Source organism: Pseudomonas sp. 2835 (assembly GCF_050435905.1).
GTDB lineage: Bacteria > Pseudomonadota > Gammaproteobacteria > Pseudomonadales > Pseudomonadaceae > Aquipseudomonas.
On record NZ_JBNDLE010000012.1, the window covers coordinates 15,802 to 42,119 of the forward strand.

A 26,318-nucleotide genomic window follows, 5' to 3' on the forward strand; every position below is an offset into this window, starting at 1 on the left:
CCATGGAGAGGGTGAAAATGGGCGCAGTTCTACCGTTGTTGGCATTGCGGGCCTTCACTGAAGCGGCCAGGCTCGGCAGCCTCAAGGCGGCCGCTGCGCACATGGGGGTTACGCCGGGGGCGGTCAGCCAGCAGGTGCGCCTGCTTGAGGAGCGCATGGGCGTGGTGCTGTTCGTGCGCGGTCGCCATGGCGTGCACTTGAGCGAAGCCGGCGCGCGTGTGTACCCGGGGCTGCTCAGGGGCTTCGATCAGATCGAGGCGTCGCTGGCGTTGCTGGAGCAACTGGCGCCGGGCCAGACCCTGACCATCAGTACCGAGCCGTCGTTTGCGGCGTCGTGGCTGGTGCCGCGCCTGGGCCGCTTCAATACCTTGCACCCGCAGATCGAAGTGCGCGTAGAGGCCTCGGCCAAGCTGGTGGATTTTCACCGTGAGCGCATCGACGTCGCCCTACGCCATGGGCTCGGGCAGTATCCGGGGCTTGAGTCGGTGCGCCTGATGGCGCCGGTGTTGCTGCCGGTGGCCAGCCCGCAGTTGCTGGCCCAAGGGCCGGCCGTGAAGCGGCCCGCCGATTGCTTGAAGTACCCGTTGTTGCACGATGCCGATCGCGCCGACTGGATGCTCTGGCTGCAGGCCCATGGCGTCGCCGATGATCCGCGGGCGGCACGTGGTGCGAGTTTCGAGGATGATCTGCTGCTACTGCGCGCGGCGGCCGCAGGCCAGGGCATCGCCCTGGTGCAGGACACCCACGCGGCAGAAGACCTGGCCAGCGGCAAGCTGCAGCTGGCCCTCGACAAGCCCTGGCCAGCGCGTTTTGCCTACTACCTGGTGTGCCGTCAGGACGCCTTGCAGCGCCCCGAGGTTCAGGCCTTCGCCGATTGGGTCAGGGCCGAGGCAGATGCCAGGTCCTGATCCTTGCCGTCATCGCTGCCACCCTGGGTTGCGGTCAGGTTGGCCACCAGCCTGGCTGACATCGCCGGGCCTTGCAGCTCGGCGTTCAGGCTGGCCAGCGACTCAAGCTCAGTCTGCTTTTTCATCTGCTCGGCGATCTTGCGTTCGATCTTGTCCTTTTCCGCTGGCGGCAAGGCTTCGAACTCTTCCTGGCTGATGCCCAGTTCATTGAGCAGCTTGAGCTTGATCTTCTCCGCCGGGCTCAGGGCCATGTACTCGCGAAACTCCTGGGCGGCGCTCTTGCCGGTTTCGCTGGCGCTCACAGTGGCTTGCTCGCGCATGTCGATATCGGGATTTTGCAGTTGCACCTTGAGCTTGGCGAAGGCTTCCTCGCGGGCGTCTTCGGCACTTTGCTGCGAGGTGTTGGCCTGGCTTTGCTGCTGGCGGTTGGCGCTGCTGATCGGCACCGGCGGGCGGAACTGGGCCTGCTCGGCTGCGGCCACTTCGGCCACGCCACGGGTCGGGTTGATAGCCGGCGTCTGGGCGCCCAGGGCATTGATGCTACTCACCTGATCACTCTCCTTGATGGATGCAAGTTGACCCTCGATCAAGGGCAAGTCTTGTGCCAGCTCTGCTGGCAGGCTCGCACGCCAATATATTCAGGGGTGTGCCCTGTACGGCAGGTGGTGAAACGGCGCATGCTTTGCCCCGAAGAGGAAAACCCTTGCCGTCAGCGGCAAGTCAATTCAAACCGGCAGCACCAACATCCGGCTGGGGCGTAGTTGCCTGGACAAGGGAGATCGTCCATGACTCAAACGTCAGATACACCACCATTGAAGGCCCCGCTGGGCGACTTCAGGGATGAACAGTTGCAAACGTTGCTGGACCTGATCAGCGACGGTATCTGGGACTGGAACGCCAATACCGGCTACGTCTACCGCAACCCCGGCTGGTACCGGATGCTCGGCTACCCCAGCCACTCGCTGGACAACACCGTGCTGACCTGGGAAAGCGTGATCCACCCCGAGGACTACCCGCGGGTGATGAGCCATTTCGAGGACTACATCAGCGACCGCTCCGGGCAGTACCGTATCGAGTACCGCTGCCGTTGCCAGGACGGCAGCTTCCTGTGGGTCGAGGACAGCGGTCACATTATTGAGCGCAATCAGGATGGTTCGGTGGCGCGGATGCTCGGTGCCCATCGCAACATCGACGATGGCAAGCGCCTGGTCGAGAAACTACAGCTGGAAAACCTGTCGCTGGAGGCGCAGATCGCCGAGCGCACCCGCGAGCTGTCGTGGGTCAATCAGCAATTGCAGCGCCAGCTCGATGAGAATCGCGACCTGGCCGAACGTGATGCGCTGACCCTGGTGGCCAATCGTTACCGCCTGGAAAAGGTCCTGCAGCAAGAATGCGAGCGGGCACGGCGCTTCCGCCAGCCGCTGGCGCTGATCATCATGGATATCGACGACTTCAAACCGATCAACGATCAGTACGGCCATGCCCAGGGCGATCAGGCGCTGATCGCTTCGGTCGAGCGGATCAAGGTCTGCTTGCGCGCCGGTGACCTGCTGGCGCGCTGGGGCGGTGATGAGTTCGTTGCGGTACTGCCAGGCACGCAACGCGAAGAGGCGCTGCAACTGGCGCGGCAGATTCGCCAGGCGCTGGAGCTGGCGCCGCCGGTGGGCGAGCGACTGCTGACCATGAGTTATGGCGTGGTCGAATGGCTGGAGGGTGAAGGACAGGCACAACTGCTGTGCCGGGCGGACCAGGCGCTGTACCGGGCCAAGGCGGCCGGCAAGGATGAGATCGGTGAATGAAAAAGGACCCGCTGCACGGGGCAGCGGGTCAAATCGGCCTCAGCCGCTTCAGTGTCTACAGATGCAGGGCATGGCCCAGGGCGCGTAGCGCCGCTTCCTGTACCGCCTCACCCAGGGTCGGGTGAGCGTGGATGGTGCCGGCCACATCTTCCAGGCAGGCGCCCATCTCCAGTGATTGGGCAAAGGCGGTGGACAGCTCCGAGACGCCCACGCCGACCGCCTGCCAACCGAGGATCAGGTGATTGTCACGACGGGCGACCACGCGCACGAAACCGTTTTTTGATTCCAGGGTCATGGCGCGGCCGTTGGCGGCGAACGGGAACTGCGTGACGATGCAGTCCAGGCCCTCCTGCTCGACCTGTTCCGGGGTCTTGCCGACGACCACCAGTTCCGGGTCGGTGAAGCACACCGCGGCAATGGCCGCCGGCTCGAAGCGCCGCGACTTGCCGGCAATGATTTCGGCAACCATCTCACCCTGGGCCATGGCCCGGTGGGCGAGCATCGGCTCACCGCTGATATCGCCGATGGCCCAGACGTTGCGCATGCTGGTCTGGCATTGCTCGTCGATGGCTACTGCCGAACCGTTCATCTTCAGCGCCAGGCTCTCGAGGTTGAAGCCCTGGGTACGTGGCTTGCGCCCGACCGCAACCAGCACCTGGTCGGTGCTCAGTTGCAGCAGCTCGCCCTCGGGCGTGCGCACCTGCAAGGCCTGGTGGCCGGCATCGAAGCCTTCGACGCTGTGCTTGAGGTAGAGCTTGATCCCCAGCTTCTTGATCGACTCGGCCACCGGCGCGGTCAGTTCACTGTCGTAGGTCGGCAGGATGCGCTCGCGGGCTTCGACCACGCTGACCTCGACGCCGAGCTTGCGATAGGCAATGCCCAGCTCCAGGCCGATGTAGCCGCCACCGACCACGGTCAGGTGCTTGGGCAGGGTTTTCGGCGCCAGGGCTTCGGTGGAGGAGATGACCGCGCCGCCCAGCGGCAGCATCGGCAGTTCGACGCTGCTGGAGCCGGTGGCCAGCAGCAGGTGTTCGCACTGGATGCGCTGGCCGTCGACTTCGACGTGCTTGCCATCGAGAATCTTCGCCCAGCCATGGATCACCTTGACCCCGTGCTTTTTCAGCAGGGCGGCAACGCCGCTGGTCAGGCGATCGACGATGCCGTCTTTCCAGGCCACGCTCTGGGTGATGTCCAGGCTCGGTGGCGAGACCTTGATGCCCAGGTTGGACTGTTGGCTGTGCTGCTGGGTCTGGTGGAACTGCTCGGCGACGTGAATCAGCGCCTTGGACGGAATGCAGCCGATGTTCAGGCAGGTGCCTCCCAGGGCCTGGCCTTCGACCAGCACCGTGGGAATGCCCAGCTGGCCGGCGCGAATGGCAGCGACGTAGCCGCCGGGGCCGCCGCCGATGATCAGCAGGGTAGTGTTGAGCGTCTGTTGCATGGTCACTCCACAAACAGGCTGGCAGGTTGTTCGAGCAGGCCGCGGATGGCCTGGATGAAGAGTGCCGCGTCCATGCCATCGACCACCCGGTGATCGAACGAGCTGGAGAGGTTCATCATCTTGCGAATGACGATCTGGCCGTTGATGACCATCGGTCGTTCGACCATGCGGTTGACCCCGACGATCGCCACTTCCGGGGTGTTGACCACGGGTGTGGATACGATGCCGCCAAGGGCGCCCAGGCTGGTCAGGGTGATGGTCGAGCCCGACAGTTCTTCACGGCTGGCCTTGTTGCCGCGGGCGGCGTTGGCCAGGCGCACGATTTCGCCGGCGTTGCTCCACAGGCTACCGGCCTCGGCGTGACGCAGCACCGGCACCATCAGGCCGTTGTCACCCTGGGTGGCGATGCCGACATGCACCGCGCCGTGGCGGGTGATGACCTGGGCTTCATCGTCGTAGGTGGCGTTGATCTGCGGGAATTCGCGCAGGGCAACGACCATGGCGCGCACCAGGAACGGCAGCAGGGTCAGCTTGCCGCGGCTGTCGCCCCACTTCTTGTTCAGGTGCAGGCGCAGCTCTTCAAGGGCGGTGACGTCGATTTCCTCGACGTAGCTGAAGTGGGCGACGCGGCGCTTGGCATCCTGCATGCGCTGGGCAATCTTGCGGCGCAGGCCGATCACCGGGATCTGCTCGCTGTCGCTGCGTTTGGCGTAGCCGCCCGGGGCACTCTGGGTGCTGGTGGTGGGCTGGGCCAGGAAGGCGTCGAGGTCGTCGTGCAGGATGCGACCGGCCGGGCCGCTGCCGTGTACGTAGCGCAGCTCGATGCCGGCATCCAGGGCGCGCTTGCGCACGGCAGGCGAGGCCAGAGGGCGCTCGTGGGCTTCGCGCGGGACGATGGCGGCGGGTTGGTGGGCCGTGGCTGCGGGGGCGGCCGGTTTGGGGGCAGGTTCCGCGGCCTTGGCAGGAACCGCTGGAGCTTCTTCGCGGGGCAAGCCCGCTCCCACAGGTGCTGCTGCAACTGCAGCAGGTTGGCTGGTGCCTTCCTGGTGGTTGCCGGCGCCTTCGACTTCGATGCGGATAAGTTCGCTGCCCACTGCCATGACTTCACCGGGCTGGCCGCCCAGGGCCAGGACCTTGCCGCTGACCGGCGAAGGGATTTCGACGGTGGCCTTGTCGGTCATGACATCGGCCACGACCTGGTCTTCTGTGACGGTGTCGCCAACTTTGACGAACCATTCCACCAGTTCAACTTGTGCGATGCCTTCACCGATATCCGGCATCTTGATGACGTGCGTGCCCATTCAGACCTCCATGACCCGTTTCAATGCCGCGCCCACTCGCGAAGGGCCGGGGAAATACGCCCACTCCTGCGCGTGCGGGTAGGGGGTGTCCCAGCCGGTGACGCGTTCGATCGGGGCTTCGAGGTGATGGAAGCAATGTTCCTGGACCAGCGCGATCAACTCGGCGCCAAAACCGCAGGTGCGCGTAGCTTCATGCACCACCACGCAGCGGCCGGTCTTTTTCACCGAGGCGACGATGGTTTCCAGGTCCAGCGGCCACAGGCTGCGCAGGTCGATGACTTCGGCGTCGACGCCGGTTTCTTCGGCGGCCACTTGCGAGACATAGACGGTGGTGCCGTAGGTCAGCACGGTGACGTCCTTGCCCGGGCGGGTGATCGCCGCCTTGTCCAGCGGTACGGTGTAGTAGCCATCCGGCACGGCGCTGGCCGGGTGTTTCGACCACGGCGTTACCGGGCGGTCGTGGTGGCCGTCGAACGGGCCGTTGTACAGGCGCTTGGGCTCGAGGAAGATCACCGGGTCGTCGTTTTCGATCGAGGCAATCAGCAGGCCCTTGGCGTCATAGGGGTTGGACGGCATCACGGTACGCAGGCCGCAGACCTGGGTGAACATCGCCTCGGGGCTCTGGCTGTGCGTCTGGCCACCGTAGATACCACCACCGCAAGGCATGCGCAGGGTCAGCGGGGCGACGAACTCGCCGGCCGAGCGATAGCGCAGGCGGGCCATTTCCGAAACGATCTGGTCGGAGGCCGGGTAGAAGTAGTCGGCGAACTGGATTTCCACCACCGGGCGCAGGCCGTAGGCACCCATGCCCACGGCGGTGCCGACGATGCCGCTTTCGGAGATCGGCGCATCGAACACCCGCGACTTGCCGTACTTGGTCTGCAGGCCTTCGGTGCAACGGAACACGCCACCGAAGTAGCCGACGTCCTGGCCATAGACGACTACGTCTTCATCGCGCTCTAGCATGATGTCCATGGCCGAGCGCAGGGCCTGGATCATGGTCATGGTGGTAGTCGCCATGGCGGTTTCCAACTGGATTGAAGTGTTGTGATCGTTCATGTCAGATCCCCAGTTCCTGGCGCTGCCGGCGCAGGTGCTCCGGCATCTCCTTGTAGACATCCTCGAACATCGAGGCCGGGCTCGGCATCTGGCCACCGGCCAGGGTGCCGTACTGCTCGGCTTCTTTCTGCGCCTTGATGATCTCGGCTTCGAGCTCGGCGCTGACCGCCTGGTGCTCTTCCTCGGACCAGTGGCCGATGGCGATCAGGTGCTGTTTGAGGCGGGCGATCGGGTCGCCCAGGGGGAAGTGACTCCAGTCGTCGGCCGGACGGTACTTGGACGGATCGTCCGAGGTCGAGTGCGGGCCGGCGCGGTAGGTGACCCATTCGATCAGCGTCGGGCCCAGGCCGCGGCGGGCGCGTTCGGCGGCCCAGCGCGAGGCGGCGTAGACGGCGATGAAGTCGTTGCCGTCGACACGCAAGGAGGCAATGCCGCAACCCACGCCACGCCCGGCGAAGGTGGTCGATTCACCGCCGGCGATGGCCTGGAAGGTCGAGATCGCCCACTGGTTGTTGACCACGTTGAGGATCACCGGCGCGCGGTAGACGTGGGCGAAGGTCAGGGCGGTGTGGAAGTCCGATTCGGCGGTAGCACCGTCACCGATCCAGGCTGAGGCGATCTTGGTATCGCCCTTGATGGCCGAGGCCATGGCCCAGCCGACGGCCTGGACGAACTGGGTCGCCAGGTTGCCGCTGATGGTGAAGAAGCCGGCTTCGCGCACCGAGTACATGATCGGCAACTGGCGGCCCTTGAGCGGGTCGCGCTCGTTGGACAGCAGTTGGCAGATCATCTCTACCAGCGACACGTCGCGGGCCATGAGGATGCTTTGCTGGCGGTAGGTGGGAAAGCACATGTCGCTGCGGTTCAAGGCCATGGCCTGGCCGCTGCCGATGGCTTCTTCACCCAGGCTCTGCATGTAGAACGACATCTTCTTCTGCCGCTGGGCAACCACCATGCGGCTGTCGAACAGCCGGGTCTTGAGCATGGTGCGCATGCCCTGGCGCAGGACCTCGGGGCTTACGTCCTCGGCCCAGGGGCCCAGGGCATTGCCCTTGTCATCCAGCACCCGGATCAGGCTAGAGGAGATGTCCGCGGTATCGGCGGCTTCTACATCGACGGGAGGTTTACGAACCTGACCGGCATCGGTCAGACGCAGGTAGGAGAAATCAGTCTGGCAGCCTGGCCGGCCTGTAGGCTCGGGCACATGCAAACGCAGGGGGGCGTACTCGTTCATGCTTTTTTACGCTCGCTCTGTCTTGTGTTTTTGTTGAGCTTTGAAGCGGTCGCTGCTGACACCCGGCTTGTGACCAGGGAGTCAGTCTTGTCCTACATGATATTCCGGCGCCTGAAGAATATTTTTCTCAAGTTCGTTGCCTTTGCTTCGGCTTGCGGATAAACATTCCTTATAAAGACAAAAAACAGGTGATTTTCTCTCATGCGCAAACTGGATCGTACGGATATCGGCATTCTCAACAGCCTCCAGGAAAATGCCCGCATCACCAACGCCGAACTGGCGCGCTCGGTGAACCTCTCGCCGACTCCCTGCTTCAACCGGGTCAAGGCCATGGAAGAACTCGGGGTGATTCGCCAGCAGGTGACCTTGCTGGCGCCGGAGGTGCTGGGCCTGGATGTGAATGTGTTTATTCATGTCAGCCTGGAGAAGCAGGTCGAGCAATCGCTGCATCGCTTTGAAGAAGAAATCGCCGAGCGCCCGGAGGTCATGGAGTGCTACCTGATGACCGGTGACCCGGATTACCTCTTGCGCGTGCTGCTGCCGAGCATCCAGGCCCTGGAGCGCTTTCTCGACTACCTGACCCGCTTGCCGGGGGTCGCTAATATCCGTTCGAGCTTTGCCTTGAAGCAGGTGCGCTACAAAACCGCGCTGCCGCTGCCAGCCAATGGCCTGACCCTGCCAGGTTAAGCCGTGTAGAAAATTACGATCACATCGTCCGTTTGGCGCTTGAAATTTCGAACGCCCAGCGCCTATGTTGTAACCGTCGCCGTTCCCGGCATGCGAAAACAACAAGGATAGAGTCATGACGACCAATGGCCAAAACCCTCTCGCCGAGCGATTGACGGGCATTGATGAGATCGAGTGCATTACCCCGGACCTCAATGGCGTACCGCGCGGCAAAGTAATGACCGCTGAAGGCTTTGTTGAAGGCCGGCGCCTGCAGATGGCTCGCGGCGTGCTGCTGCAATGCATCATGGGCGGGTACCCTGCGGCGCGCTTTTACGGCAGCGACGACGGTGACCTGGCGCTGGTTGCCGACCCGCAGCATATCTATCGCCTGCCCTGGAGCGACGAGCCACGGGCCCTGGCGATTTGCGATGCGGTCGAGCTCAGCGGCGAAAGCTCCGGGTTGTCCAGTCGCGGCCTGCTCAAGGCGGTGATTGCCCGTTACGCCGCCCGCGGCCTGGCGCCGGTGGTTGCGACCGAACTCGAGTTCTTTGTCTTTGCCCCCAACAGCGATCCCAACCAGCCGTTTTTCCCGCCGCTGGGCAAGGATGGACGTCGCGAAGAAGGCCATTCGGCGTTCAGCGTCAGTTCCAACAACGGCCTGCGCCCGTTCTTCAGCGAGGTCTATCGCTGCATGGCTGCCCTGGGCCTGCCGCGCGATACCTTCATGCACGAGATGGGCGTCAGCCAGTTCGAGATCAACCTGCTGCACGGCGACCCGCTGCTGCTGGCCGACCAGACCCTGCTGTTCAAGCACCTGCTCAAGGAAGTCGCACTCAAGCATGGCCTGACCGTGGTGTGCATGGCCAAGCCGCTGGCGCACACGCCGGGCAGTTCCATGCACATTCACCAGAGCGTGGTAGAGGTGGACAGCGGGCGTAATGTGTTCAGTGATGCCGAGGGCAATCCGACCCCGGCGTTCTACCACTTCATCGGCGGCCAGCAGGCGTGCATGGCCGACTTCACCGCCTTGTTCGCGCCGAACGTGAACTCCTACCAGCGCCTTTGCCACCCTTACGCTTCGCCGAACAATGCCTGCTGGTCCGAAGACAACCGCGCCGCCGGCCTGCGCATCCCGGCCAGCTCGCCAGTGGCGCGGCGGGTCGAAAACCGCTTGCCCGGCGCCGACACCAACCCTTACCTGGCAATTGCCGCCAGCCTCGCCGCGGGGCTGTATGGCATCGAGCAGCAGCTCGAACCGACGCCGGCGATCCAGGGCGAATTCGAGGTGCCGGATCATTTGAGCCTGCCATGTACCTTGCATGCGGCCCTGGAGCGTCTGAAGCGTAGCGAGCTTGCGCGGGAACTGTTCGGCAAGGAGTTCATCGAAGGCTACATCGCCACCAAGACCCTGGAGTTGACCAGCTTCTTCGATGAGATCACCCCGTGGGAGCGCCGCGTGCTGGCCGCGCAGGCATAACCGCCGAGGCGTTTTTGCCGGAGCAAACGCTCAGTTTCAAGGCAGGTGGCAGCGGTGTTGGTAAACACCCTGGCACCTGTTTTTTTATCTGCATCAACTGCAAGGCGGTTATTTTCACTTATGCTTTCAAGCAGTTTTTCCACCAGCTCAAGGAGCCGTTCGGGACGCTGATGCGACAGATCTGGAAGTCTTTTCGCGCGCTGTATTTCGCTGCGCTGATGATGTTGATCGGCTCCGGCCTGTTGAGTACCTACCTGGCCTTGCGCCTGGCTGCCGATCATGTCGACAGCCTCTGGGTCGGTGCTCTGATGGCCGCCAACTATTTCGGCCTGGCCCTGGGCGGCAAGATCGGCCACCGGCTGATTGCCCGGGTCGGGCATATCCGTGCCTATGCCACCTGCGCCGGGATCGTCGGCGCGGCGGTGCTTGGCCATGGCCTGGTCAGCTGGTTGCCGGCCTGGGTGGTGCTGCGGGTCATCGTCGGCCTGGGGATGATGTGCCAGTACATGGTCATCGAAAGCTGGCTCAACGAGCAGGCCGATGCCAAGCAGCGTGGCGCGGTGTTCAGTGGCTACATGATTGCCTCGTACCTGGGGTTGGTGCTCGGTCAACTGATCCTGGTGGTGCATCCACAGTTGGGGCTTGAACTGCTGATGCTGGTCGCCATGTGCTTTGCCCTGTGCCTGGTGCCAGTGGCGCTCACCCGACGGATTCACCCGGCGCCATTGCGGCCGGCACCGATGGAGCCGCGCTTCTTTATCAAGCGGGTGCCGCAGTCGCTGAGTACCGTACTGGGTGCCGGCTTGATCGTCGGTTCCTTCTACGGCCTGGCGCCGCTGTATGCGTCCAAGCAGGGGCTGAGCACCGAGCAGGTCGGTCTGTTCATGGGCTGCTGCATTTTCGCCGGGCTGCTGGTGCAGTGGCCGCTGGGCTGGTTGTCTGATCGCTACGACCGGGCCTTGCTGATTCGTAGCGTTGCCGTGGGCCTGGCAATTGTTGCCTTGCCGCTGGCGATCATGCCATCAGTGCCGCTGGAGGTACTGTTTGTCGCAGGCTTTGCCGTGTCGCTGCTGCAGTTCTGCCTGTACCCGCTGGCGGTGGCGTTTTCCAACGACCACGTCGAGAGCGAGCGGCGGGTGTCACTGACGGCCATGCTGCTGGTCACTTATGGCGTGGGCGCGAGTATCGGGCCGCTGGTGGCCGGGGTGTTGATGAAGGTGCTGGGCAACCAGATGCTCTATGCCTTCTTTGTCTTCTTTGCCCTGGTGCTGGTCTGGCGGATCAGGCCGAAAGCGGTGACCGGTTTGCACCAGGTCGACGATGCGCCGCTGCATCACGTGGCCATGCCGGCGGCCGGTTCACCGTTGTCGGCGGCGCTGGACCCGCGGGTTGACGAGCAGGTGGTGCAGGATCAGATGCAGACGCCGGTGGCGGCTGAAGACACCGAGGCTGAGGAGGGGGCTGACGCTGAGGTTGTCGCTGAAGAGGTCAAGCCGACGCAAGTGTGATGGCGTGGTCGGGGCCGCGTTGCGGCCATCGCCGGCAAGGCTCCCACGTATGCAGTGCACCTGTGGGAGCTGGCGTTGCCAGCGATTGGTTGCGACTCAGTAGTCGTCTTTATCGAACCGTCGCGCTTCACGCTGCAGCTGGTAAACGAAGGTTTCCACCTTGCGCTGCATCTGTCCGTTGAGGTTGTGAAAGCGTACGCCGGCGAAGGTGGCGTTGATGCGCTCTTCGAAATGCAGATGACGCAGCTCGACCTCGACCTGGGACAAGCCCAGCGGCGCACCGGTGGCGAACTTTTCGTAGACCTGGCCCAGTTGCAGGCGTTCTTCGACATTGCCTTCAAAGCGCAGCTTGCAGCCGGTTGCGGAAATATCCAGCAGCTTGCCGCGCAGGGCGCCGTTACCCTTGAGCTTTTCGCCGTCGAGCACGACGTCCACCAGTTGCGTAAGCTTCAGGGCTGCGCGAAAGGCATTGCGGCGCTGATGGTAGGCCACTTCGGTGGGCAGGGTGCCGTGGTAGCTGCGATGGCCATCTTCTTCGACAATGCTCAGCGGTGTGTTGCATTCCCAGGCGATACGCACGCCATCATGAAAGCCTTCGACGCGAAACGGTTCGCCATTTTGCAGGAAGCGTTCGCCGTCACGGGGGATCATTTCATCAAGGGCCAGGCGATTGCCTTCGCGGTCGACCTCGACCACATAGCTTTGAAAACGCTGGCTGCGTTCGTGGAAAGTGATGATCAGCGGGTCATGGCTCTCTTGCAGCGACCGCAAGTTGGCGGCAATTTCCAAAGGGGTAGTGAGCACCTTCGGAGGCTGCGGAGCTTCTGCTTCATTGAACACGGTTAATCATTCTCCAGGCAAAAACGTCACACGCAAGTTACGGCATTTTGCCAGTATGTTCCGTGCCTTGATACAGGGAATCAAGCCTGGCTCAACGCCCGAGGCTTGGCGAGGGGGGAGGTGGCCCCGCGGCTGTCATAGAGCGACGGCGCTTCGCCACCCATGAGGATTCTGATCTGGTTGGCGGTGGTGCTCTGCTGGATCTGGATCGAGCGGCCATTACGCTCGTTGACCGCCTGGCAGTCAGCCAGCAGTTGGCCAAGCACATCCAGTTGCTGCAGCAGCAGGTCGCCGAAAGAGGAGTTGCTGGCCAGTTGGGCAACGCCTTCGCGGTCCAGGGACAGGCCCAGGCCGGCAAGCAGTTCACTGCGCTGGCGGCCATGCTGATCGAGCAGGATCACCAGCGACTGCTTGCGCGCCAGGATGTTTTCCAGCAGCGGCATGTCACGGCCGTGCAGGGCAACGTTCTCGGTCTGCAGTAATTCGAGCAGTTCTTGCGCTGGAGCAATATCGTTTTCGATCAGTTGCAGCAGAGTAGTGTCGTGCATGGCTGGCTCTTTGGTTCAAGCGTCCTGAAGTCAGCGCGCCAGGGGCTAGCGCTGGGCTTCGAAATTAAGCAGTTTGCTGGCGACGCGGTTGCTGTCGACCTGGTAGCTGCCGTCGGCGATCGCCTGTTTCAACTCGGCCACCCGGGCGCTGTTGACAATCGGCTGGTCGCGCAGCTTGTCGCTGACCTTTTGCAACTGCTGGGCCTCGTGGCTCAGGTGTACGGTTTCCCCGCTGGCGCTGCTTTCAGCGACGCTGCCGGCCTTGGCCGAAGCCGAGGCGGTGCTTTCCTGGCTGCTGCCAGTGCGCACGCCGCCGGCAACCGACGGGGAGTTATTCAAACGACTGAAGTCGATGACCATGATCAGAAAACCTCTGGGTGTTTGGACGCTTGCCTTGTTTTCGGCCAACCCGAAAGAAACTTTAGGCGCAAATGCTCAATGGCGTGCGCAGCCGCTTCGGGGCATCCAATGGGACACAGTTTAGGAAAAGCAGTTCCTGATCGCCAGCATTGATGTTGATTCAGTGCTCTACATGGCCACTTCCACCTGGCCCGGCCCGGTAACCCTGGCTTTGACCACCCGCTTGGAGTTGAGGTTGCGCACCCGGATCTGTTCGCTCAAGCCACCCTTGCTCAGCGCTTCGCCCGGCATGCGCACGGCCAGGCTGCCGCTGCGTGCGGTGATCACTACCTGGTCACCTTTGCGCACCACCTCGGCCTGCTCCAGATGCTGGGGCGTGAGGACCTGATCCATGACCGTTGGTCGGATAACCTTGAGCCCCACCGCCTGGTCGAGGCTGGCGAGAAAACCCTGGTTGAGCATGCCCACGTCACGTTCGCGCAGGGCTACGTCCTCCTCGCCGACGACGCTGTCGCGCTTGAGCGGACGGACCACGGTCACCACATTGCGAAAAAGACGTACCTGGGCGGGCACAAACACCGTCCACGGTGAGCTGCCGTCGCAACGCACCCGCACGGTCACGCGGCCCAGCGGCTGTGCCGGGCTCTCCAGCGAAGCGCCCAGTTGCTGGTCGCACAACGGCATGCGCAGGCGTGGATCGAGGTTGTTGACCTGGATCTCGTAGCGGCCTTCGGTCTGGCTGGTGGCCAGGTAGTCTTCTACGGTGAATTCAAGAAACCCCTGGGTGACACCGATAAGCTGTTCAGGCAAGGTGAAAGCGTCAGCCAGAGTTCGAACGCCAGGGGCCGCCAGGCACAGCGCAGCAAGGAAGCCGGGCAGGTGGCGGGTCAGGCGTCGGAAAAATGTCGTTTTCATGTTCATACGATTAAAAAAAGCAAAGCGCGTGCCGACTGGGTACGAAGCTCGAAGCGTTTGGTGAAGGAGTCTGGCATGGCTGGTGTAATGGATTCGGTGAACCAGCGCACGCAACTGGTAGGGCAGAACCGCCTGGAGCTGCTGTTGTTCCGTCTCAATGGCGAGCAGCTCTACGGCATCAACGTGTTCAAGGTAAGGGAAGTGCTGCAGTGCCCGAACCTGACCGTAATGCCCAAGTCCAGCCCTGTCGTGCGCGGTGTCGCGAATATTCGTGGGGCAACCATCCCGATCCTCGATCTGGCGATGGCGACCGGGATGCCCGGTCTGAGTGAAGAAACCAGCAAGAGTTTCGTCATCATCACCGAGTACAACACCAAGACCCAGGGGTTTCTGGTGCATTCGGTGGAGCGCATCGTCAACATGAACTGGGAGGAGATCCATCCGCCGCCCAAGGGTACCGGGCGCGATCACTACCTGACGGCGGTGACCCGGGTTGACAACAAGATGGTCGAGATCATCGACGTGGAGAAAATCCTCGCCGAAGTAGCGCCGACCTCCGAGGCGATTTCCGCCGGCGTGGTCGATGCCGAGGTGCAGGACAAGGCGGTGATGCTGCGGGTGCTGACGGTCGATGATTCGTCGGTAGCACGCAAGCAGGTCAGCCGGTGCCTGCAGACCGTCGGCGTCGAAGTGGTGGCGCTCAACGACGGCCGTCAGGCGCTCGACTACCTGCGCAAGCTGGTCGACGAGGGCAAGCGTCCGGAGGAAGAATTTCTGATGATGATCTCCGACATCGAGATGCCGGAGATGGACGGCTACACCCTGACCGCCGAGATTCGCAGCGACCCGCGCATGCAAAAGTTGCACATCATCCTGCATACTTCGCTTTCCGGGGTGTTCAACCAGGCGATGGTCAAGAAGGTCGGTGCTGATGACTTCCTGGCCAAATTCCGCCCGGACGACCTCGCCCAGCGCGTTGTTGATCGGATCAAGGCCACGCACTAACGGCCGGGGGCCTTTGCCCCTGGCGGTACATACGATTTAAGAGGCGGCATCATTGTCTACGGGTAATTTGGATTTCGAACAGTTCCGGGTCTTCCTGGAAAAAGCCTGTGGCATCCTGCTGGGCGAAAATAAGCAATACCTGGTCTCCAGCCGTCTCAACAAGCTGATGGAACAGCAGGGCATCAAGTCCCTGGGCGAACTGGTGCAGCGTATCCAGAGCCAGCCGCGCAGCGGTTTGCGCGAGCAGGTGGTCGATGCCATGACCACCAACGAAACCCTCTGGTTTCGCGACACCTATCCGTTCGAGGTGCTGAAGAACAAGGTTCTGCCCGAGCAGATCAAGGCCAACCCTGGCCAGCGCCTGCGCATCTGGTCGGCCGCCTGTTCGTCGGGTCAGGAGCCGTACTCGATTTCCATGGCCATCGACGAGTTCGAGCGCAGCAACATCGGCCAGTTGAAGATGGGCGCGCAGATCGTCGCCACCGACCTTTCCGGCTCGATGCTGACCAACTGCAAGACCGGCGAGTACGACAGCCTGGCGATTGCCCGCGGCCTGTCCCAGGAGCGTTTGCAGCGCTACTTCGACGTCAAGGGTCCGGGGCGCTGGGCGGTCAAGGCGCCGATCCGCAGCCGTGTCGAATTCCGCTCGTTCAACCTGCTCGACAGTTATGCGAGCCTGGGCAAGTTCGACATCGTGTTCTGCCGCAACGTGCTGATCTACTTCTCGGCACAGGTCAAGAAAGACATCCTGCTGCGCATCCACGGCACCCTCAAGCCGGGTGGCTACCTGTTCCTGGGGGCCTCTGAAGCTCTCAACGGTTTGCCGGATCACTACCAGATGGTCCAGTGCAGCCCAGGGATCATTTACCAGGCCAAGTAGGCTTTAGCGGCAAGCTACAAGCTTCAAGCGGCAAGAAAGAGAGCAGATCGCGCGCCGCCTGGCTTTTTCTTGCCGCTTGAAGCTTGCCGCTTGCCGCTCTTTTGCCACTTTTCTGGCATTGCCGCCGGCGGCAAACTCCTCAAAGCCCCGTATTTACGGGGTTTTGTTTTTTGGCATGGCTCTTGCTCTGACTCAGTCAACGAAAAACCTTTGAAGGTTTCCACGACATGAGCATCAGCTTCGACAAAGCGCTCGGCATCCACGAAAAGGCATTGGGCTTTCGCGCCCAGCGTGCCGAGGTGCTGGCCAACAACATCGCCAACGCCGACACTCCCAACTACAAGGCGCGCGACATGGACTTCGCTTCGGTGCTGGCGGCGCAGGCCGAGCAGACCAGCAAGGGCCACTTCGCCCTCGACCGTACCAACGCCCGGCACATCGAAGCCGAAGGCTTGAGCATGGGCGACGAGACCTTGCAGTACCGTACGCCGATGCAGCCGTCGATCGACCAGAACACCGTCGATGCCCAGCTCGAGCAATCGAGCTACGCGGAAAACGCCGTGGGTTTCCAGGCCAGCTTCACGCTGCTCAACAGTAAATTCAAAGGGCTGGTATCGGCCCTGCGCGGAGAGTAAGTCATGTCCCTCGCCAGTGTCTTCAACATTGCCGGTAGCGGCATGAGTGCCCAGACCACGCGTCTGAATACCGTCGCTTCGAACATCGCCAACGCCGAGACCGTCTCGTCGAGCATCGACCAGACCTACCGTGCCCGTCACCCGGTGTTCGCCACTACCTTCCAGCAGGCCCAGGCCGGGGTCAGCCAGTCGCTGTTCCAGGATCAGGACGCCGCCGGCCAGGGCGTGCAGGTGCTCGGCGTGGTCGAGGACCAGAGCAACCTCGAGGCGCGCTACGAGCCGAACCATCCGGCGGCGAACAAGGACGGCTACGTCTACTACCCGAACGTCAATGTGGTGGAAGAGATGGCCGACATGATCTCCGCCAGCCGCTCGTTCCAGACCAACGCCGAGCTGATGAACACGGCCAAAACCATGATGCAGAAGGTCCTGACCCTGGGTCAGTGATAAAGGACTAAGCCAATGGCAAGTGTTAATGACCCAACAGCCGGCGTAAGCCTGAACGACGTCATCAAGGCGTCGGGCAAGAAGAACAGTGAAACCAGCGCCAACAGCGCCGCCGGTATCGCCTCGGCCACCAACAGCAAGACCGGCGCCAACAAGCAGGCCCTGGGCAAGGACGCGTTCCTGCAGTTGCTGGTGACCCAGATGCAGCACCAGAACCCGCTCGATCCGCAGGACAACAGCGAGTTCGTGGCCCAGCTGGCGCAGTTCAGCAGCCTGGAAGGCATCACCTCGCTGAACGAGTCGGTGACCGCGATTTCCGGCAACTACAAGTCCTCGCAGGCGCTGCAGGCCTCGTCGCTGGTCGGTCGCTCGGTGATCGCCCAGACCGACAAGGCCGTGGTCGACACCACCAAGAGCTTCAACGGTTCGGTGGTGGTCCCGCAGGCGCTCAGCAATGCCACCGTCACCATTACCGACAAGGATGGCAAGGTGGTCAAGACCATCGACATGGGGGCGCAGAAGGCCGGTAATGCCTCTTTCGTCTGGGATGGCACCAACGACAAGGGCGAGAAGGTCGATCCGGGTACCTACACCTTTGCCGCCAAGACCACTGTCGATGGCAAGCAGCTGGACATGTACACCATGCTGCCGGCCACCGTCAGCAGCGTCACCATCAGTCAGACTGGCGGCGAGATGATGCTCAATCTTGCTGGCCTGGGCAGCATCGCCCTGTCCAAAGTCCAAACCATCGGTATATAGAGCCGGCTAACGCGGCACAAGGAGTGAAAGATGTCATTCAATATCGGCCTTAGCGGTCTCTATGCAGCCAACAAGCAACTGGACGTGACCGGCAACAACATCGCCAACGTCGCCACCACCGGTTTCAAATCGTCGCGCGCAGAATTCGCCGACGTCTACTCGGCCAACAAGCTCGGCGTCGGTACCAACAACATCGGTAACGGTGTGCGCCTGGCAGCGGTATCGCAGCAATTCACCAATGGCGATATCACCAACACCGGCAACGTGCTGGACATGGGTATCCAGGGTCAGGGCTTCTTCGTTCTCAGCGATAACGGCGCGCTCAGCTACACCCGTGCCGGTGCCTTCCAGACCAACAAGGACAACTATGTTGTCACTGCTGACGGCCTGCGCCTGCGCGGCTACGGCGTCGATGAAAACGGCAAGATCATCAATGGCGTGCTGACTGACCTCAAGATCGACACTTCGGCGTTGGCGCCAAAGAGCACCACCGCGATCGATCAGGGCCTGAACCTGAACTCGTCGGACAAGGTCATTCCGGCGACCACCACCTTCAGCCCGACCGACGAAAACAGCTGGAACAAGACCTTCGCCACCAAGATCTACGACAGCCAGGGTAATGAGCACGTCATGGATCAGTACTACGTCAAGACCGGGACCAACACCTGGAAGTCGTATACCCTGATCGATGGCCGCAACCCGCTGAACCCGGCCCAAGAGCCGCCAAAGGCGCTGGAAGGCACCATTGAGTTCAACTCCGACGGTAGCGTCAAGAGCATGACTGCCGGTGCCGCGGGCTCGGGTTACGAGGTGGTGAACAAGGTCTTCAAGTTGACCGGCTGGATCCCTGCCGAGGTGACCAATGCCAGTGCCAAGCCGCCGGTCTGGGGTTCCAACGGTTCGGCTGCCAATGCGGGTGGCATCGCCATCGACATGACCGATACTACCTCGTACAACACCCCGACCACGCGCCTGTCGCAAAGCCAGGATGGTTACGCTACCGGTATCCTGTCGAGCCTGAGCATCGACTCCAGCGGCGTGATGTTCGCAAGCTTCAGCAACCAGCAGTCGCGTGCCATCGGCCAGGTCGCCATTGCCAGCTTCGCCAACGAGCAAGGCCTGCAGCCTATGGGTGGTACTCGCTGGACCGAAACCTACTCCTCGGGTATCCCGGGTATCGATGCACCGAAGACCGGTACCCTGGGCGCCATCGCTTCCAACTCGCTGGAGGCGTCCAACGTCAACCTGACCAATGAGCTGGTCGAGCTGATCAAGGCGCAGAGCAACTACCAGGCCAACGCCAAGACCATCTCGACCCAGAGCACCATCATGCAGACCATCATCCAGATGACCTGATGCGGGTTTGAGGCAGTTGGTATGAGCAGACCCCTTTCTCGGAAGGGGTCTTGTATTTCAGGGGTGTCGATCATGTTGCAACGATGGCTGATGGCAGTGTTTGCCGTGCTGTTGATGAGCCAGGCCTGGGCTGATGCTGCGCCCTGGTATCGCTGGGAAAGCCAGGTCACCGGGCGCCTGGTATGCGCGCAGTTTTCCCCGGGCGAGGGCTGGAAGCGTTTTGCCGGTCCTTTCAATAACGCGGCTTGCCGCGACTACTGAGCTTGCCGCTAGCGGCAAACCGGCGCCGTAATTTCGACGGCGCTGTCTCCGTGCGAGTCTTCGCGCAGCGCTAAAACCCTTGTTCTATTGGGCTTTCAGGTCTTTTGCAAAAGTTGGTTTGAAACTTGCTACAGGCACTGCAGAGCAGCGGCGGACGGCAAGTGTTCGCCAGCGCAGCGGAGGATGACTGTGGACAAGATGCTATACGTGGCCATGACCGGCGCCAGCCAGAACGCGCTGGCGCAGAAGGCCCATGCCAACAACCTGGCGAACATTTCCACCAGCGGTTTTCAGCGCGACCTGGAGCAGGCGCGTTCGATGCCGGTGTTTGGTGACAGCTTTCCGGCGCGGGCCTACGCCATGACCGAACGCCCGGCCACCGATTTCAGCCCGGGCTCGATGCAAGAGACCGGCCGTGACCTGGACATCGCCATCGGCGGCGACGGCTTCATTGCCGTGCAGGCCCCGGATGGCAGCGAAGCCTATGTGCGTACCGCCAGCCTGAACATTGACGGCCTGGGTGTGCTGCGCGCCGGCAACGGCATGCCGGTGATGGGCAATGGCGGGCCGATTGCCGTGCCGCCAGAGCAAAAGGTCGAGATCGGCCAGGACGGCACCATCAGCATTCGCGCCATGGGCGAGGGCCCACGGGTCATGGCCGAGGTCGACCGCATCAAGCTGGTCAACCCGGACCTGAAGACCATGACCAAGGGCCTGGACGGCATGATCCACACCAAGAGCGGCCAACCCGCGCCTGCCGACGCCAACGTCCAGGTGGTTTCCGGTTTCCTGGAGTCGAGCAACGTCAATGCGGTCGAGGAAATGACCTCGGTGCTGGCGCTGTCCCGTCAATTCGAACTGCACATCAAGATGATGACCACGGCCAAAGAAGGCGACGAAGCCATGGCTCGGGTTTTGCAGATCGGCTAATTACACAGACGTAGCGCCGTAAAACAGGCGCGCGAGGAGAACAGCATGCTTCCGGCTCTTTGGGTCAGTAAAACCGGTTTGTCCGCCCAGGACACCAACCTGACGACCATTTCCAACAACCTGGCCAACGTCTCGACCACCGGCTTCAAGCGTGATCGCGCCGAGTTCCAGGACCTGCTCTACCAGATCAAGCGTCAGCCTGGCGCCCAGTCGACCCAGGACAGCGAGCTGCCGTCGGGCCTGCAAGTAGGTACCGGTGTGCGCATTGTCGGCACCCAGAAAAACTTCAGCACCGGCAGCCTGCAGACCACCGAGAACCCGCTGGACATGGCGGTCAACGGCCGTGGCTTCTTCCAGATCCTGCAGCCGGACGGCACGGTTTCGTACACCCGCGACGGTACCTTCCACCTGAACTCCGACGGCCAGATCGTCACCGCCAATGGCTTCGCCCTGGAACCTGCGATCGTCGTGCCGCCAGAGGCGCAGACCTTCACCGTCGGCCAGGACGGCACCGTGTCGATCACCACTGCCGGCAACCCGGCGGCGCAGATCATTGGCAACATCCAGACCGCCGACTTCATCAACCCGGCCGGCCTGCAGGCCATGGGCAGCAACCTGTTCCTGGAAACCGCCGCCAGCGGCGCGCCGCAAATCGGCACCCCGGGCCTCAACGGTTTTGGCGTGGTGCAGCAGCAGACCCTGGAAAACTCCAACGTCAGCACCGTGGAGGAACTGGTCAACATGATCACCACCCAGCGTGCCTACGAGATGAACTCCAAGGTCATTTCCACCGCCGACCAGATGCTCTCGTTCGTTACCCAGAACCTGTAAGTGAAGTCTTCGAGGTCGCTTGAACGGCGCCTGTTACACCGTGAGGTCAGAGTCATGAGTCGTTTGTTATCTGTACTTGCCCTGAGTGGGATCGCCTTGCTGGCCGGCTGCGTCGCGCCGACGCCCAAGCCCAACGATCCCTACTACGCGCCGGTATTGCCGCGTACGCCATTGCCGGCGGCGGCCAACAACGGCTCGATCTACCAGGCCGGCTTCGACCAGAACCTGTACAGCGACCGCAAGGCCTTCAGGGTCGGTGACATCATCACCATCACCCTCAACGAGCGCACCCAGGCAAGCAAGAACGCCAACTCGCAGATCGCCAAGAACAGCAAGGCCGATATCGGCCTGACTTCGCTGTTCGGTGGCAGCATGACCACCAACAACCCGTTCGGTGACGGCGACCTGAGCCTTAGCGCTGGCTACAACGGCGACCGTGCAACCAAGGGCGACAGCAAGGCGGCGCAGGGCAACACCCTGACCGGCTCGATCACCGTCACCGTCGCCGACGTGTTGCCCAACGGCATCATTGCCGTGCGCGGCGAGAAGTGGCTGACGCTCAACACCGGCGATGAGCTGGTGCGTATCGCCGGGATGATCCGTGCTGATGACATTGCCACCGACAACACTGTGCCTTCGACCCGTGTTGCCGATGCGCGCATTACCTATTCGGGTACCGGCTCGTTCGCCGATGCCAGTCAGCCGGGTTGGCTCGACCGGTTCTTCATCAGCCCGCTTTGGCCTTTCTAGGTTCGGATGACCATGTTCAACTTCAAGCAGCTGATTGCCGCTACGATTCTGCTGTCCACTGCGTTCGCCGTGCAGGCCGAGCGTCTGAAGGACATCGCCAGTATTTCCGGCGTGCGCACCAACCAGTTGATCGGCTACGGCCTGGTGGTGGGGCTCAATGGCACGGGTGACCAGACTACCCAGACGCCGTTCACCCTGCAGACCTTCAACAACATGCTCTCGCAATTCGGCATCAAGGTGCCGCCAGGCTCGGGCAACGTGCAGCTGAAAAACGTTGCCGCAGTTTCGGTGCATGCCGACCTGCCGGCGTTCGCCAAGCCGGGCCAGGTGGTGGACATCACCGTTTCCTCGATCGGCAACTCCAAGAGCCTGCGCGGCGGCAGCCTGCTGATGACCCCGCTCAAGGGTATCGACGGCAACGTCTACGCCATCGCTCAGGGCAACCTGGTAGTGGGCGGTTTCGATGCTGAAGGCCGCGACGGCTCGAAGATTACCGTCAACGTGCCGTCGGCCGGTCGCATCCCCGGTGGTGCTTCGGTCGAGCGCGCCGTGCCCAGTGGTTTCAACCAGGGCAACAGCCTGACCCTGAACCTCAATCGCCCCGACTTCACCACCGCCAAGCGCATCGTCGACAAGGTCAACGAGCTGCTCGGCCCGGGTGTGGCCCAGGCCCTGGACGGTGGTTCGGTACGGGTTACCGCGCCGCTCGATCCGAGCCAGCGGGTCGACTACCTGTCGATTCTCGAGAACCTCGAGATCGATCCGGGCCAGGCCGTGGCCAAGGTCATCATCAACTCGCGTACCGGCACGATCGTCATCGGTCAGAACGTCAAGGTGTCGCCGGCGGCGGTCACCCACGGCAGCCTGACCGTGACCATCACCGAAGACCCGATTGTCAGCCAGCCGGGGCCGTTCTCCAATGGCGAGACCGCCGTGGTGCCGCGTTCGCGGGTCAATGCCGAGCAGGAAGCCAAGCCGATGTTCAAGTTCGGCCCCGGTACCACCCTGGATGAAATCGTCCGTGCGGTGAACCAGGTGGGTGCTGCGCCCGGTGACCTGATGGCGATCCTCGAAGCCCTGAAACAGGCCGGCGCCTTGCAAGCCGACCTGATCGTGATCTGAGGGGGCAGGCCATGGATATGCCCAAAAGCGCCTTCAATGCCGCCGACAGTGGTGCCTACACCGACCTCAATCGCCTGAACTCGCTGAAGGTTGGTGATCGCGACAGCGACGCCAACTTGCGCAAGGTGGCCCAGGAATTCGAGTCGCTGTTTCTCAACGAGATGCTCAAGTCGATGCGCTCGGCCAGCGACGTGCTGGCCAAGGACAACCCGCTCAACACCGAGACCACCAAGCAGTACCAGCAGATGTACGACCAGCAGCTGGCGGTGAGCATGTCCCGCGAGGGCGGTGGTATCGGCCTGCAGGAAGTACTGATGCGCCAGCTGTCCAAGCAGAAGGCCAGCGCTGCGAGCAACAACAGCCCGTTCCCGCGGGTAGACATCCAGCAGCGGCCGTTGTGGGCAAGCAAGGTTGCCGAGCCTGCGCGCAACGAAGAAACCGCCGTCACCCGCAACGACATGGCGGCGCTCAACTCCCGTCGACTGGCGCTGCCGGGCAAGCTCACCGATCGCCTGCTGGCCGGCATTGTGCCGTCGGCCGGTGCCGTTGCCGCCACCACCAATACCGCAGCCTTGCCGCAACGCACTACGGCCATGACCGATGCCGTGGTCAAGGGCGACTGGCAGTCGGCACAGAGCTTTGCCGCGCCGGGCTCGATGCGCATCTATGGCCGCGCCGTGGCCCAGCCGCCGCTGGCGCCGGCCAAGCGTGCGTTCGGTTCTTCCGATGAATTCGTCGCCACCATGCTGCCAATGGCCGAGCAGGCCGCCAAGCGCATCGGTATCGACCCACGCTACCTGGTGGCCCAGGCGGCGCTGGAAACCGGTTGGGGCAAGTCGGTGATGCGTCAGGCCGATGGCAGCAGCAGTCACAACCTGTTCGGTATCAAGGCTACCGGCAACTGGCAGGGCGGCCAGGCGCGGGCGATCACCAGCGAGTTCCGTGACGGCCAGTTCGTCAAGGAGACGGCGGCGTTCCGTTCCTACGATTCCTACCAGGACAGCTTCCATGATCTGGTCAGCCTGTTGCAGAACAATGCTCGCTATAAAGAAGCGGTCAAGGCTGCCGATAAACCGGAACAGTTTGTACGCGAGCTGCAGAAAGCCGGATACGCAACCGACCCGGATTACGCGAGCAAGATTTCGCAGATCGCCAAACAGATGAAATCGTACGAAAGCTACGCAGCGATTGGCACTACAACGAAACTATAAGGTTTGAACCATGGCGAGTTTGATCAACATCGGGATGTCGGGGCTCAACGCCAACCAGGCGGGCCTGCACACCACGGGTAACAACATTGCCAATGCCGATGTTGCCGGTTATTCGCGCCAGCAGAATGTGCAGCGGTCCAACGGCGCGCAGCAGGTTGGCGGTGTGTTCATCGGCACCGGCACGACCCTCTCCGATGTGCGCCGGGTGTACAACGCCTACCTTGAAAACCAGCTGCGTACCACCACCTCGCTGAGCAGCGATGCCGCCTCGTACCTGAAGCAGGTCGGGCCGATCGACCAGATGCTGTCGGGCGCCGACACTGGTATCACCGGCGCCTTGAAGAGCTTCTTCAGTGCCTTGCAGAGCGCTGCTGCCAAGCCCAATGAAGATGCCTCGCGCCAGTTGCTGCTGACCAGCGCGCAATCGCTGAGCAAGCGCTTCAACACCATCGCCAGCCAGCTCAACGAGCAGAACAGCAACATCAATGGCAACCTCGCTTCGATGGCCGACCAGGTCAACAAGCTGACGGCAACCATTGCCCAGTACAACGATCAGATCTCCAAGGTGGCGGTGGTGCAGGGCACCCCCAACGACCTGCTGGATCAACGCAACGAAGCGGTGCGTCAGCTCTCCGAGCTGGTCGGTACCCAGGTGGTCGAGCGCGAAGGCAACCTCGATATCTACCTGGAAAACGGCCAGCCGCTGGTGTTGGGTAAAACCACCAACAACCTCGAGACCGCGCCGAGCAAGACCGACCCGACCCGATTTGTCGTGCAGCTCAACCGTGGCAGCACCACCATGGACGTTACCTCCAGCCTTCGCGGTGGCGAGATCGGCGGCCTGCTGCGCTATCGCAGCGAAGTGCTCGACCCGTCGCTGAACGAGCTGGGGCGCGTGGCCCTGGTCATGGCCGACCGGATCAACAGCCAGCTGGCACAAGGCATCGACAAGAACGGCGAGTTTGGAGCGGCCCTGTTCAACAACATCAACAGCCCCGAACTGATCAGCCAGCGCAGCATTGCCCAGGCGGGCAACAGCGCCGGCTCCGGCAACCTCGATGTGACCATCAAGGACACCGGCAAGCTGAGCACCAGCGACTACCAGGTGACCTTCACCAGCGCTACCGGCTACAGCGTCAAGAAGCTGCCGGAGGGCAGCGTGGTCGGTTCCTATGATCTCAATGACGATCCGGCACCGGTCATCGACGGCTTCAGCCTCAACCTCAATGGCGGTGCGGTGACGGCGGGTGACACTTTCAAGATCACCCCGACACGCAATGCCGCGACCAACCTGGACACCGTCCTTACCGATCCCAAGCGCCTGGCGCTGGCATCGCCGCTGACTTCTACCAGCGGTGCCGGCAACCAGGGCACCGGGATCATCGGCCAGCCCAACCTGACCTCGACCCTGGACATCTACGACCCGGCCCAGCGCCTGGATCTGCAGAATGGCCTGAAGTACTCGACGCCGGTCAAGCTGGTGTTCGGTGACGAAAAGGCCAACCCGCAGACCTACAAGCTGCTCGATGCCAAGGGCGGTACCCTGGGTAGCGGCACCATTATTCCCGGTCAGGAAAACAAACTGCAGTTCTCGGTGCCGATGGTCGATTCCACCGGCGCGCCGATCAAGGATGCCAGCGGCAACCAGAAGTCCTTCACCTTCGAGATGAGCGTCTCTGGTGCACCCAAGCAGGGTGACAACTACACCATCGGCATGACCGGCTCGGGTTCGGACAACAACCGCAACGGTCAGGCGCTGATTGACCTGCAGACCAAAGGTACGGTTGAAGTCGGCGCCAACGGCAAGGGCATCAGCCTCACCGACGCCTATGGCAAGCTGGTGGAAAACGTCGGCGGCAAGACTGCCCAGGCGCAGATGGACGTCGACTCGACCGGCGCCCTGCATGAGTCGGCCCGGGGCGCACGCGATTCGCTGTCGGGCGTACAGCTCGACGAAGAAGCCGGCAACCTGATCAAGTACCAGCAGTACTACACGGCCTCGTCGCAAATCATCAAAGCGGCGCAGGAAATTTTCTCCACGCTGATCAACGCCCTTTAAGGAGTGGTAGACC

The 26,318-nt window shown here is 62.3% G+C and carries 27 protein-coding genes; 18 read left to right on the forward strand and 9 right to left on the reverse strand.

Translation table 11 applies throughout. The annotated features are described in order from the left end of the window. Nucleotides 1-17: 17 nt before the first annotated feature. Complete coding sequence (locus ABIE20_RS17670; RefSeq protein WP_429506249.1) at nt 18-908, forward strand: LysR substrate-binding domain-containing protein; 891 nt, start codon at nt 18-20, stop codon at nt 906-908. Here the strand turns inward: ABIE20_RS17670 and ABIE20_RS17675 are convergent. Continuing rightward, nucleotides 860-1,456, reverse strand: coding sequence for a hypothetical protein (locus ABIE20_RS17675; RefSeq protein ID WP_429506250.1), 597 nt, complete (start codon nt 1,454-1,456; stop codon nt 860-862). The genes ABIE20_RS17670 and ABIE20_RS17675 overlap by 49 nt on opposite strands. A gap of 237 nt (nt 1,457-1,693) precedes the next feature. Here ABIE20_RS17675 and ABIE20_RS17680 point away from each other — a divergent pair, with 237 nt between their 5' ends. Further along, complete coding sequence (locus tag ABIE20_RS17680) at nt 1,694-2,707, forward strand: sensor domain-containing diguanylate cyclase (protein WP_429506252.1); 1,014 nt, start codon at nt 1,694-1,696, stop codon at nt 2,705-2,707. Nucleotides 2,708-2,762: 55 nt separating this feature from the next. Here ABIE20_RS17680 and lpdA read toward each other — a convergent pair whose 3' ends face one another. From lpdA to ABIE20_RS17700, 4 genes are read right to left on the reverse strand one after another with little or no spacing between them, the layout of a single operon-like run. Further along, nucleotides 2,763-4,148 carry a dihydrolipoyl dehydrogenase gene (lpdA, locus tag ABIE20_RS17685; protein WP_429506254.1) on the reverse strand — a complete coding sequence of 462 codons (1,386 nt, stop codon included), beginning with the start codon at nt 4,146-4,148 and terminating at the stop codon, nt 2,763-2,765. Between the two features lie 2 nt (nt 4,149-4,150). Next, nucleotides 4,151-5,449 carry a dihydrolipoamide acetyltransferase family protein gene (locus ABIE20_RS17690; protein ID WP_429506256.1) on the reverse strand — a complete coding sequence of 433 codons (1,299 nt, stop codon included), beginning with the start codon at nt 5,447-5,449 and terminating at the stop codon, nt 4,151-4,153. After that, nucleotides 5,450-6,508: an alpha-ketoacid dehydrogenase subunit beta gene (locus tag ABIE20_RS17695; protein WP_045200208.1), complete on the reverse strand. Its 1,059-nt coding sequence runs from the start codon at nt 6,506-6,508 to the stop codon at nt 5,450-5,452. 1 nt (nt 6,509) lies between these two features. Then, on the reverse strand, nt 6,510-7,742 hold the full coding sequence (locus tag ABIE20_RS17700; RefSeq protein ID WP_045200210.1) for a 3-methyl-2-oxobutanoate dehydrogenase (2-methylpropanoyl-transferring) subunit alpha: 1,233 nt from the start codon (nt 7,740-7,742) through the stop codon (nt 6,510-6,512). Between the two features lie 201 nt (nt 7,743-7,943). On the opposite strand from ABIE20_RS17700, the gene bkdR reads away from it, so the two are divergent. The 3 genes from bkdR (at nt 7,944) to ABIE20_RS17715 (ending at nt 11,396) form a co-directional block, all read left to right on the forward strand. Further along, nucleotides 7,944-8,429 (forward strand): Bkd operon transcriptional regulator BkdR, encoded by a 486-nt coding sequence (gene bkdR / locus ABIE20_RS17705; protein WP_045189126.1) that lies wholly within the window; start codon nt 7,944-7,946, stop codon nt 8,427-8,429. Nucleotides 8,430-8,646: 217 nt separating this feature from the next. Then, nucleotides 8,647-9,888, forward strand: coding sequence for a glutamine synthetase family protein (locus ABIE20_RS17710; protein WP_429506393.1), 1,242 nt, complete (start codon nt 8,647-8,649; stop codon nt 9,886-9,888). A 170-nt stretch (nt 9,889-10,058) separates the two neighbouring features. Further along, nucleotides 10,059-11,396, forward strand: coding sequence for an MFS transporter (locus ABIE20_RS17715; protein ID WP_429506258.1), 1,338 nt, complete (start codon nt 10,059-10,061; stop codon nt 11,394-11,396). 96 nt (nt 11,397-11,492) lie between these two features. On the opposite strand, the gene ABIE20_RS17720 is transcribed toward ABIE20_RS17715, so the two are convergent. The 4 genes from ABIE20_RS17720 to flgA form a co-directional block, all read right to left on the reverse strand. Next, nucleotides 11,493-12,236 (reverse strand): flagellar brake protein, encoded by a 744-nt coding sequence (locus ABIE20_RS17720; RefSeq protein WP_429506259.1) that lies wholly within the window; start codon nt 12,234-12,236, stop codon nt 11,493-11,495. Nucleotides 12,237-12,316: 80 nt separating this feature from the next. Continuing rightward, on the reverse strand, nt 12,317-12,784 hold the full coding sequence (locus tag ABIE20_RS17725) for a flagella synthesis protein FlgN (RefSeq protein WP_429506261.1): 468 nt from the start codon (nt 12,782-12,784) through the stop codon (nt 12,317-12,319). A 45-nt stretch (nt 12,785-12,829) separates the two neighbouring features. Beyond that, complete coding sequence (gene flgM, locus ABIE20_RS17730) at nt 12,830-13,144, reverse strand: flagellar biosynthesis anti-sigma factor FlgM (protein WP_429506263.1); 315 nt, start codon at nt 13,142-13,144, stop codon at nt 12,830-12,832. A 168-nt stretch (nt 13,145-13,312) separates the two neighbouring features. Next, the gene (gene flgA / locus ABIE20_RS17735) at nt 13,313-14,065 is read right to left on the reverse strand and encodes a flagellar basal body P-ring formation chaperone FlgA (RefSeq protein ID WP_429506264.1); all 753 of its coding nucleotides are present in this window, start codon (nt 14,063-14,065) and stop codon (nt 13,313-13,315) included. 69 nt (nt 14,066-14,134) lie between these two features. Here flgA and ABIE20_RS17740 point away from each other — a divergent pair, with 69 nt between their 5' ends. The 13 genes from ABIE20_RS17740 to flgK all read left to right on the forward strand — a co-directional run bounded on the left by ABIE20_RS17740 (nt 14,135) and on the right by flgK (nt 26,305). Beyond that, nucleotides 14,135-15,064, forward strand: a complete 930-nt coding sequence (locus ABIE20_RS17740; protein WP_010224956.1) for a chemotaxis protein CheV — start codon at nt 14,135-14,137, stop codon at nt 15,062-15,064. 52 nt (nt 15,065-15,116) lie between these two features. After that, nucleotides 15,117-15,944 carry a protein-glutamate O-methyltransferase CheR gene (cheR, locus tag ABIE20_RS17745; protein ID WP_038996410.1) on the forward strand — a complete coding sequence of 276 codons (828 nt, stop codon included), beginning with the start codon at nt 15,117-15,119 and terminating at the stop codon, nt 15,942-15,944. 227 nt (nt 15,945-16,171) lie between these two features. Next, complete coding sequence (gene flgB / locus ABIE20_RS17750; RefSeq protein ID WP_038996408.1) at nt 16,172-16,579, forward strand: flagellar basal body rod protein FlgB; 408 nt, start codon at nt 16,172-16,174, stop codon at nt 16,577-16,579. Nucleotides 16,580-16,582: 3 nt separating this feature from the next. Further along, nucleotides 16,583-17,026 carry a flagellar basal body rod protein FlgC gene (gene flgC / locus ABIE20_RS17755; RefSeq protein WP_010224960.1) on the forward strand — a complete coding sequence of 148 codons (444 nt, stop codon included), beginning with the start codon at nt 16,583-16,585 and terminating at the stop codon, nt 17,024-17,026. 15 nt (nt 17,027-17,041) lie between these two features. Continuing rightward, nucleotides 17,042-17,785, forward strand: a complete 744-nt coding sequence (gene flgD, locus ABIE20_RS17760; RefSeq protein ID WP_429506265.1) for a flagellar hook assembly protein FlgD — start codon at nt 17,042-17,044, stop codon at nt 17,783-17,785. A gap of 30 nt (nt 17,786-17,815) precedes the next feature. After that, nucleotides 17,816-19,141, forward strand: a complete 1,326-nt coding sequence (flgE, locus tag ABIE20_RS17765; protein ID WP_429506267.1) for a flagellar hook protein FlgE — start codon at nt 17,816-17,818, stop codon at nt 19,139-19,141. A gap of 72 nt (nt 19,142-19,213) precedes the next feature. After that, nucleotides 19,214-19,402 (forward strand): hypothetical protein, encoded by a 189-nt coding sequence (locus tag ABIE20_RS17770; RefSeq protein ID WP_429506268.1) that lies wholly within the window; start codon nt 19,214-19,216, stop codon nt 19,400-19,402. A 189-nt stretch (nt 19,403-19,591) separates the two neighbouring features. Next, complete coding sequence (locus tag ABIE20_RS17775; RefSeq protein WP_045200237.1) at nt 19,592-20,332, forward strand: flagellar basal body rod protein FlgF; 741 nt, start codon at nt 19,592-19,594, stop codon at nt 20,330-20,332. 45 nt (nt 20,333-20,377) lie between these two features. Then, the gene (gene flgG, locus ABIE20_RS17780; RefSeq protein ID WP_429506269.1) at nt 20,378-21,163 is read left to right on the forward strand and encodes a flagellar basal-body rod protein FlgG; all 786 of its coding nucleotides are present in this window, start codon (nt 20,378-20,380) and stop codon (nt 21,161-21,163) included. Between the two features lie 54 nt (nt 21,164-21,217). Further along, a complete protein-coding gene (flgH, locus tag ABIE20_RS17785) occupies nt 21,218-21,913 on the forward strand; it encodes a flagellar basal body L-ring protein FlgH (RefSeq protein ID WP_429506271.1) in 696 nt (231 codons plus the stop codon). A gap of 12 nt (nt 21,914-21,925) precedes the next feature. Further along, nucleotides 21,926-23,035, forward strand: coding sequence for a flagellar basal body P-ring protein FlgI (locus ABIE20_RS17790; RefSeq protein ID WP_010224970.1), 1,110 nt, complete (start codon nt 21,926-21,928; stop codon nt 23,033-23,035). 11 nt (nt 23,036-23,046) lie between these two features. Next, complete coding sequence (gene flgJ, locus ABIE20_RS17795) at nt 23,047-24,246, forward strand: flagellar assembly peptidoglycan hydrolase FlgJ (RefSeq protein WP_429506273.1); 1,200 nt, start codon at nt 23,047-23,049, stop codon at nt 24,244-24,246. A gap of 10 nt (nt 24,247-24,256) precedes the next feature. After that, complete coding sequence (flgK, locus tag ABIE20_RS17800) at nt 24,257-26,305, forward strand: flagellar hook-associated protein FlgK (protein WP_429506275.1); 2,049 nt, start codon at nt 24,257-24,259, stop codon at nt 26,303-26,305. Nucleotides 26,306-26,318: the final 13 nt, after the last annotated feature.

Excerpts from the sequence above, each read along its gene's own strand:
- ABIE20_RS17670 (WP_429506249.1), top strand. The coding sequence starts at position 18 with ATGGGCGCAGTTCTACCGTTGTTGGCATTGCGGGCCTTCACTGAAGCG.
- ABIE20_RS17680 (WP_429506252.1), top strand. The coding sequence starts at position 1,694 with ATGACTCAAACGTCAGATACACCACCATTGAAGGCCCCGCTGGGCGAC.
- lpdA (WP_429506254.1), bottom strand. The coding sequence starts at position 4,148 with ATGCAACAGACGCTCAACACTACCCTGCTGATCATCGGCGGCGGCCCC.
- ABIE20_RS17690 (WP_429506256.1), bottom strand. The coding sequence starts at position 5,449 with ATGGGCACGCACGTCATCAAGATGCCGGATATCGGTGAAGGCATCGCA.
- ABIE20_RS17695 (WP_045200208.1), bottom strand. The coding sequence starts at position 6,508 with ATGAACGATCACAACACTTCAATCCAGTTGGAAACCGCCATGGCGACT.
- ABIE20_RS17700 (WP_045200210.1), bottom strand. The coding sequence starts at position 7,742 with ATGAACGAGTACGCCCCCCTGCGTTTGCATGTGCCCGAGCCTACAGGC.
- bkdR (WP_045189126.1), top strand. The coding sequence starts at position 7,944 with ATGCGCAAACTGGATCGTACGGATATCGGCATTCTCAACAGCCTCCAG.
- ABIE20_RS17710 (WP_429506393.1), top strand. The coding sequence starts at position 8,647 with ATGACCGCTGAAGGCTTTGTTGAAGGCCGGCGCCTGCAGATGGCTCGC.
- ABIE20_RS17715 (WP_429506258.1), top strand. The coding sequence starts at position 10,059 with ATGCGACAGATCTGGAAGTCTTTTCGCGCGCTGTATTTCGCTGCGCTG.
- ABIE20_RS17725 (WP_429506261.1), bottom strand. The coding sequence starts at position 12,784 with ATGCACGACACTACTCTGCTGCAACTGATCGAAAACGATATTGCTCCA.
- flgM (WP_429506263.1), bottom strand. The coding sequence starts at position 13,144 with ATGGTCATCGACTTCAGTCGTTTGAATAACTCCCCGTCGGTTGCCGGC.
- flgA (WP_429506264.1), bottom strand. The coding sequence starts at position 14,065 with ATGAACATGAAAACGACATTTTTCCGACGCCTGACCCGCCACCTGCCC.
- ABIE20_RS17740 (WP_010224956.1), top strand. The coding sequence starts at position 14,135 with ATGGCTGGTGTAATGGATTCGGTGAACCAGCGCACGCAACTGGTAGGG.
- flgB (WP_038996408.1), top strand. The coding sequence starts at position 16,172 with ATGAGCATCAGCTTCGACAAAGCGCTCGGCATCCACGAAAAGGCATTG.
- flgC (WP_010224960.1), top strand. The coding sequence starts at position 16,583 with ATGTCCCTCGCCAGTGTCTTCAACATTGCCGGTAGCGGCATGAGTGCC.
- flgD (WP_429506265.1), top strand. The coding sequence starts at position 17,042 with ATGGCAAGTGTTAATGACCCAACAGCCGGCGTAAGCCTGAACGACGTC.
- flgE (WP_429506267.1), top strand. The coding sequence starts at position 17,816 with ATGTCATTCAATATCGGCCTTAGCGGTCTCTATGCAGCCAACAAGCAA.
- ABIE20_RS17770 (WP_429506268.1), top strand. The coding sequence starts at position 19,214 with ATGTTGCAACGATGGCTGATGGCAGTGTTTGCCGTGCTGTTGATGAGC.
- flgG (WP_429506269.1), top strand. The coding sequence starts at position 20,378 with ATGCTTCCGGCTCTTTGGGTCAGTAAAACCGGTTTGTCCGCCCAGGAC.
- flgH (WP_429506271.1), top strand. The coding sequence starts at position 21,218 with ATGAGTCGTTTGTTATCTGTACTTGCCCTGAGTGGGATCGCCTTGCTG.
- ABIE20_RS17790 (WP_010224970.1), top strand. The coding sequence starts at position 21,926 with ATGTTCAACTTCAAGCAGCTGATTGCCGCTACGATTCTGCTGTCCACT.
- flgJ (WP_429506273.1), top strand. The coding sequence starts at position 23,047 with ATGGATATGCCCAAAAGCGCCTTCAATGCCGCCGACAGTGGTGCCTAC.
- flgK (WP_429506275.1), top strand. The coding sequence starts at position 24,257 with ATGGCGAGTTTGATCAACATCGGGATGTCGGGGCTCAACGCCAACCAG.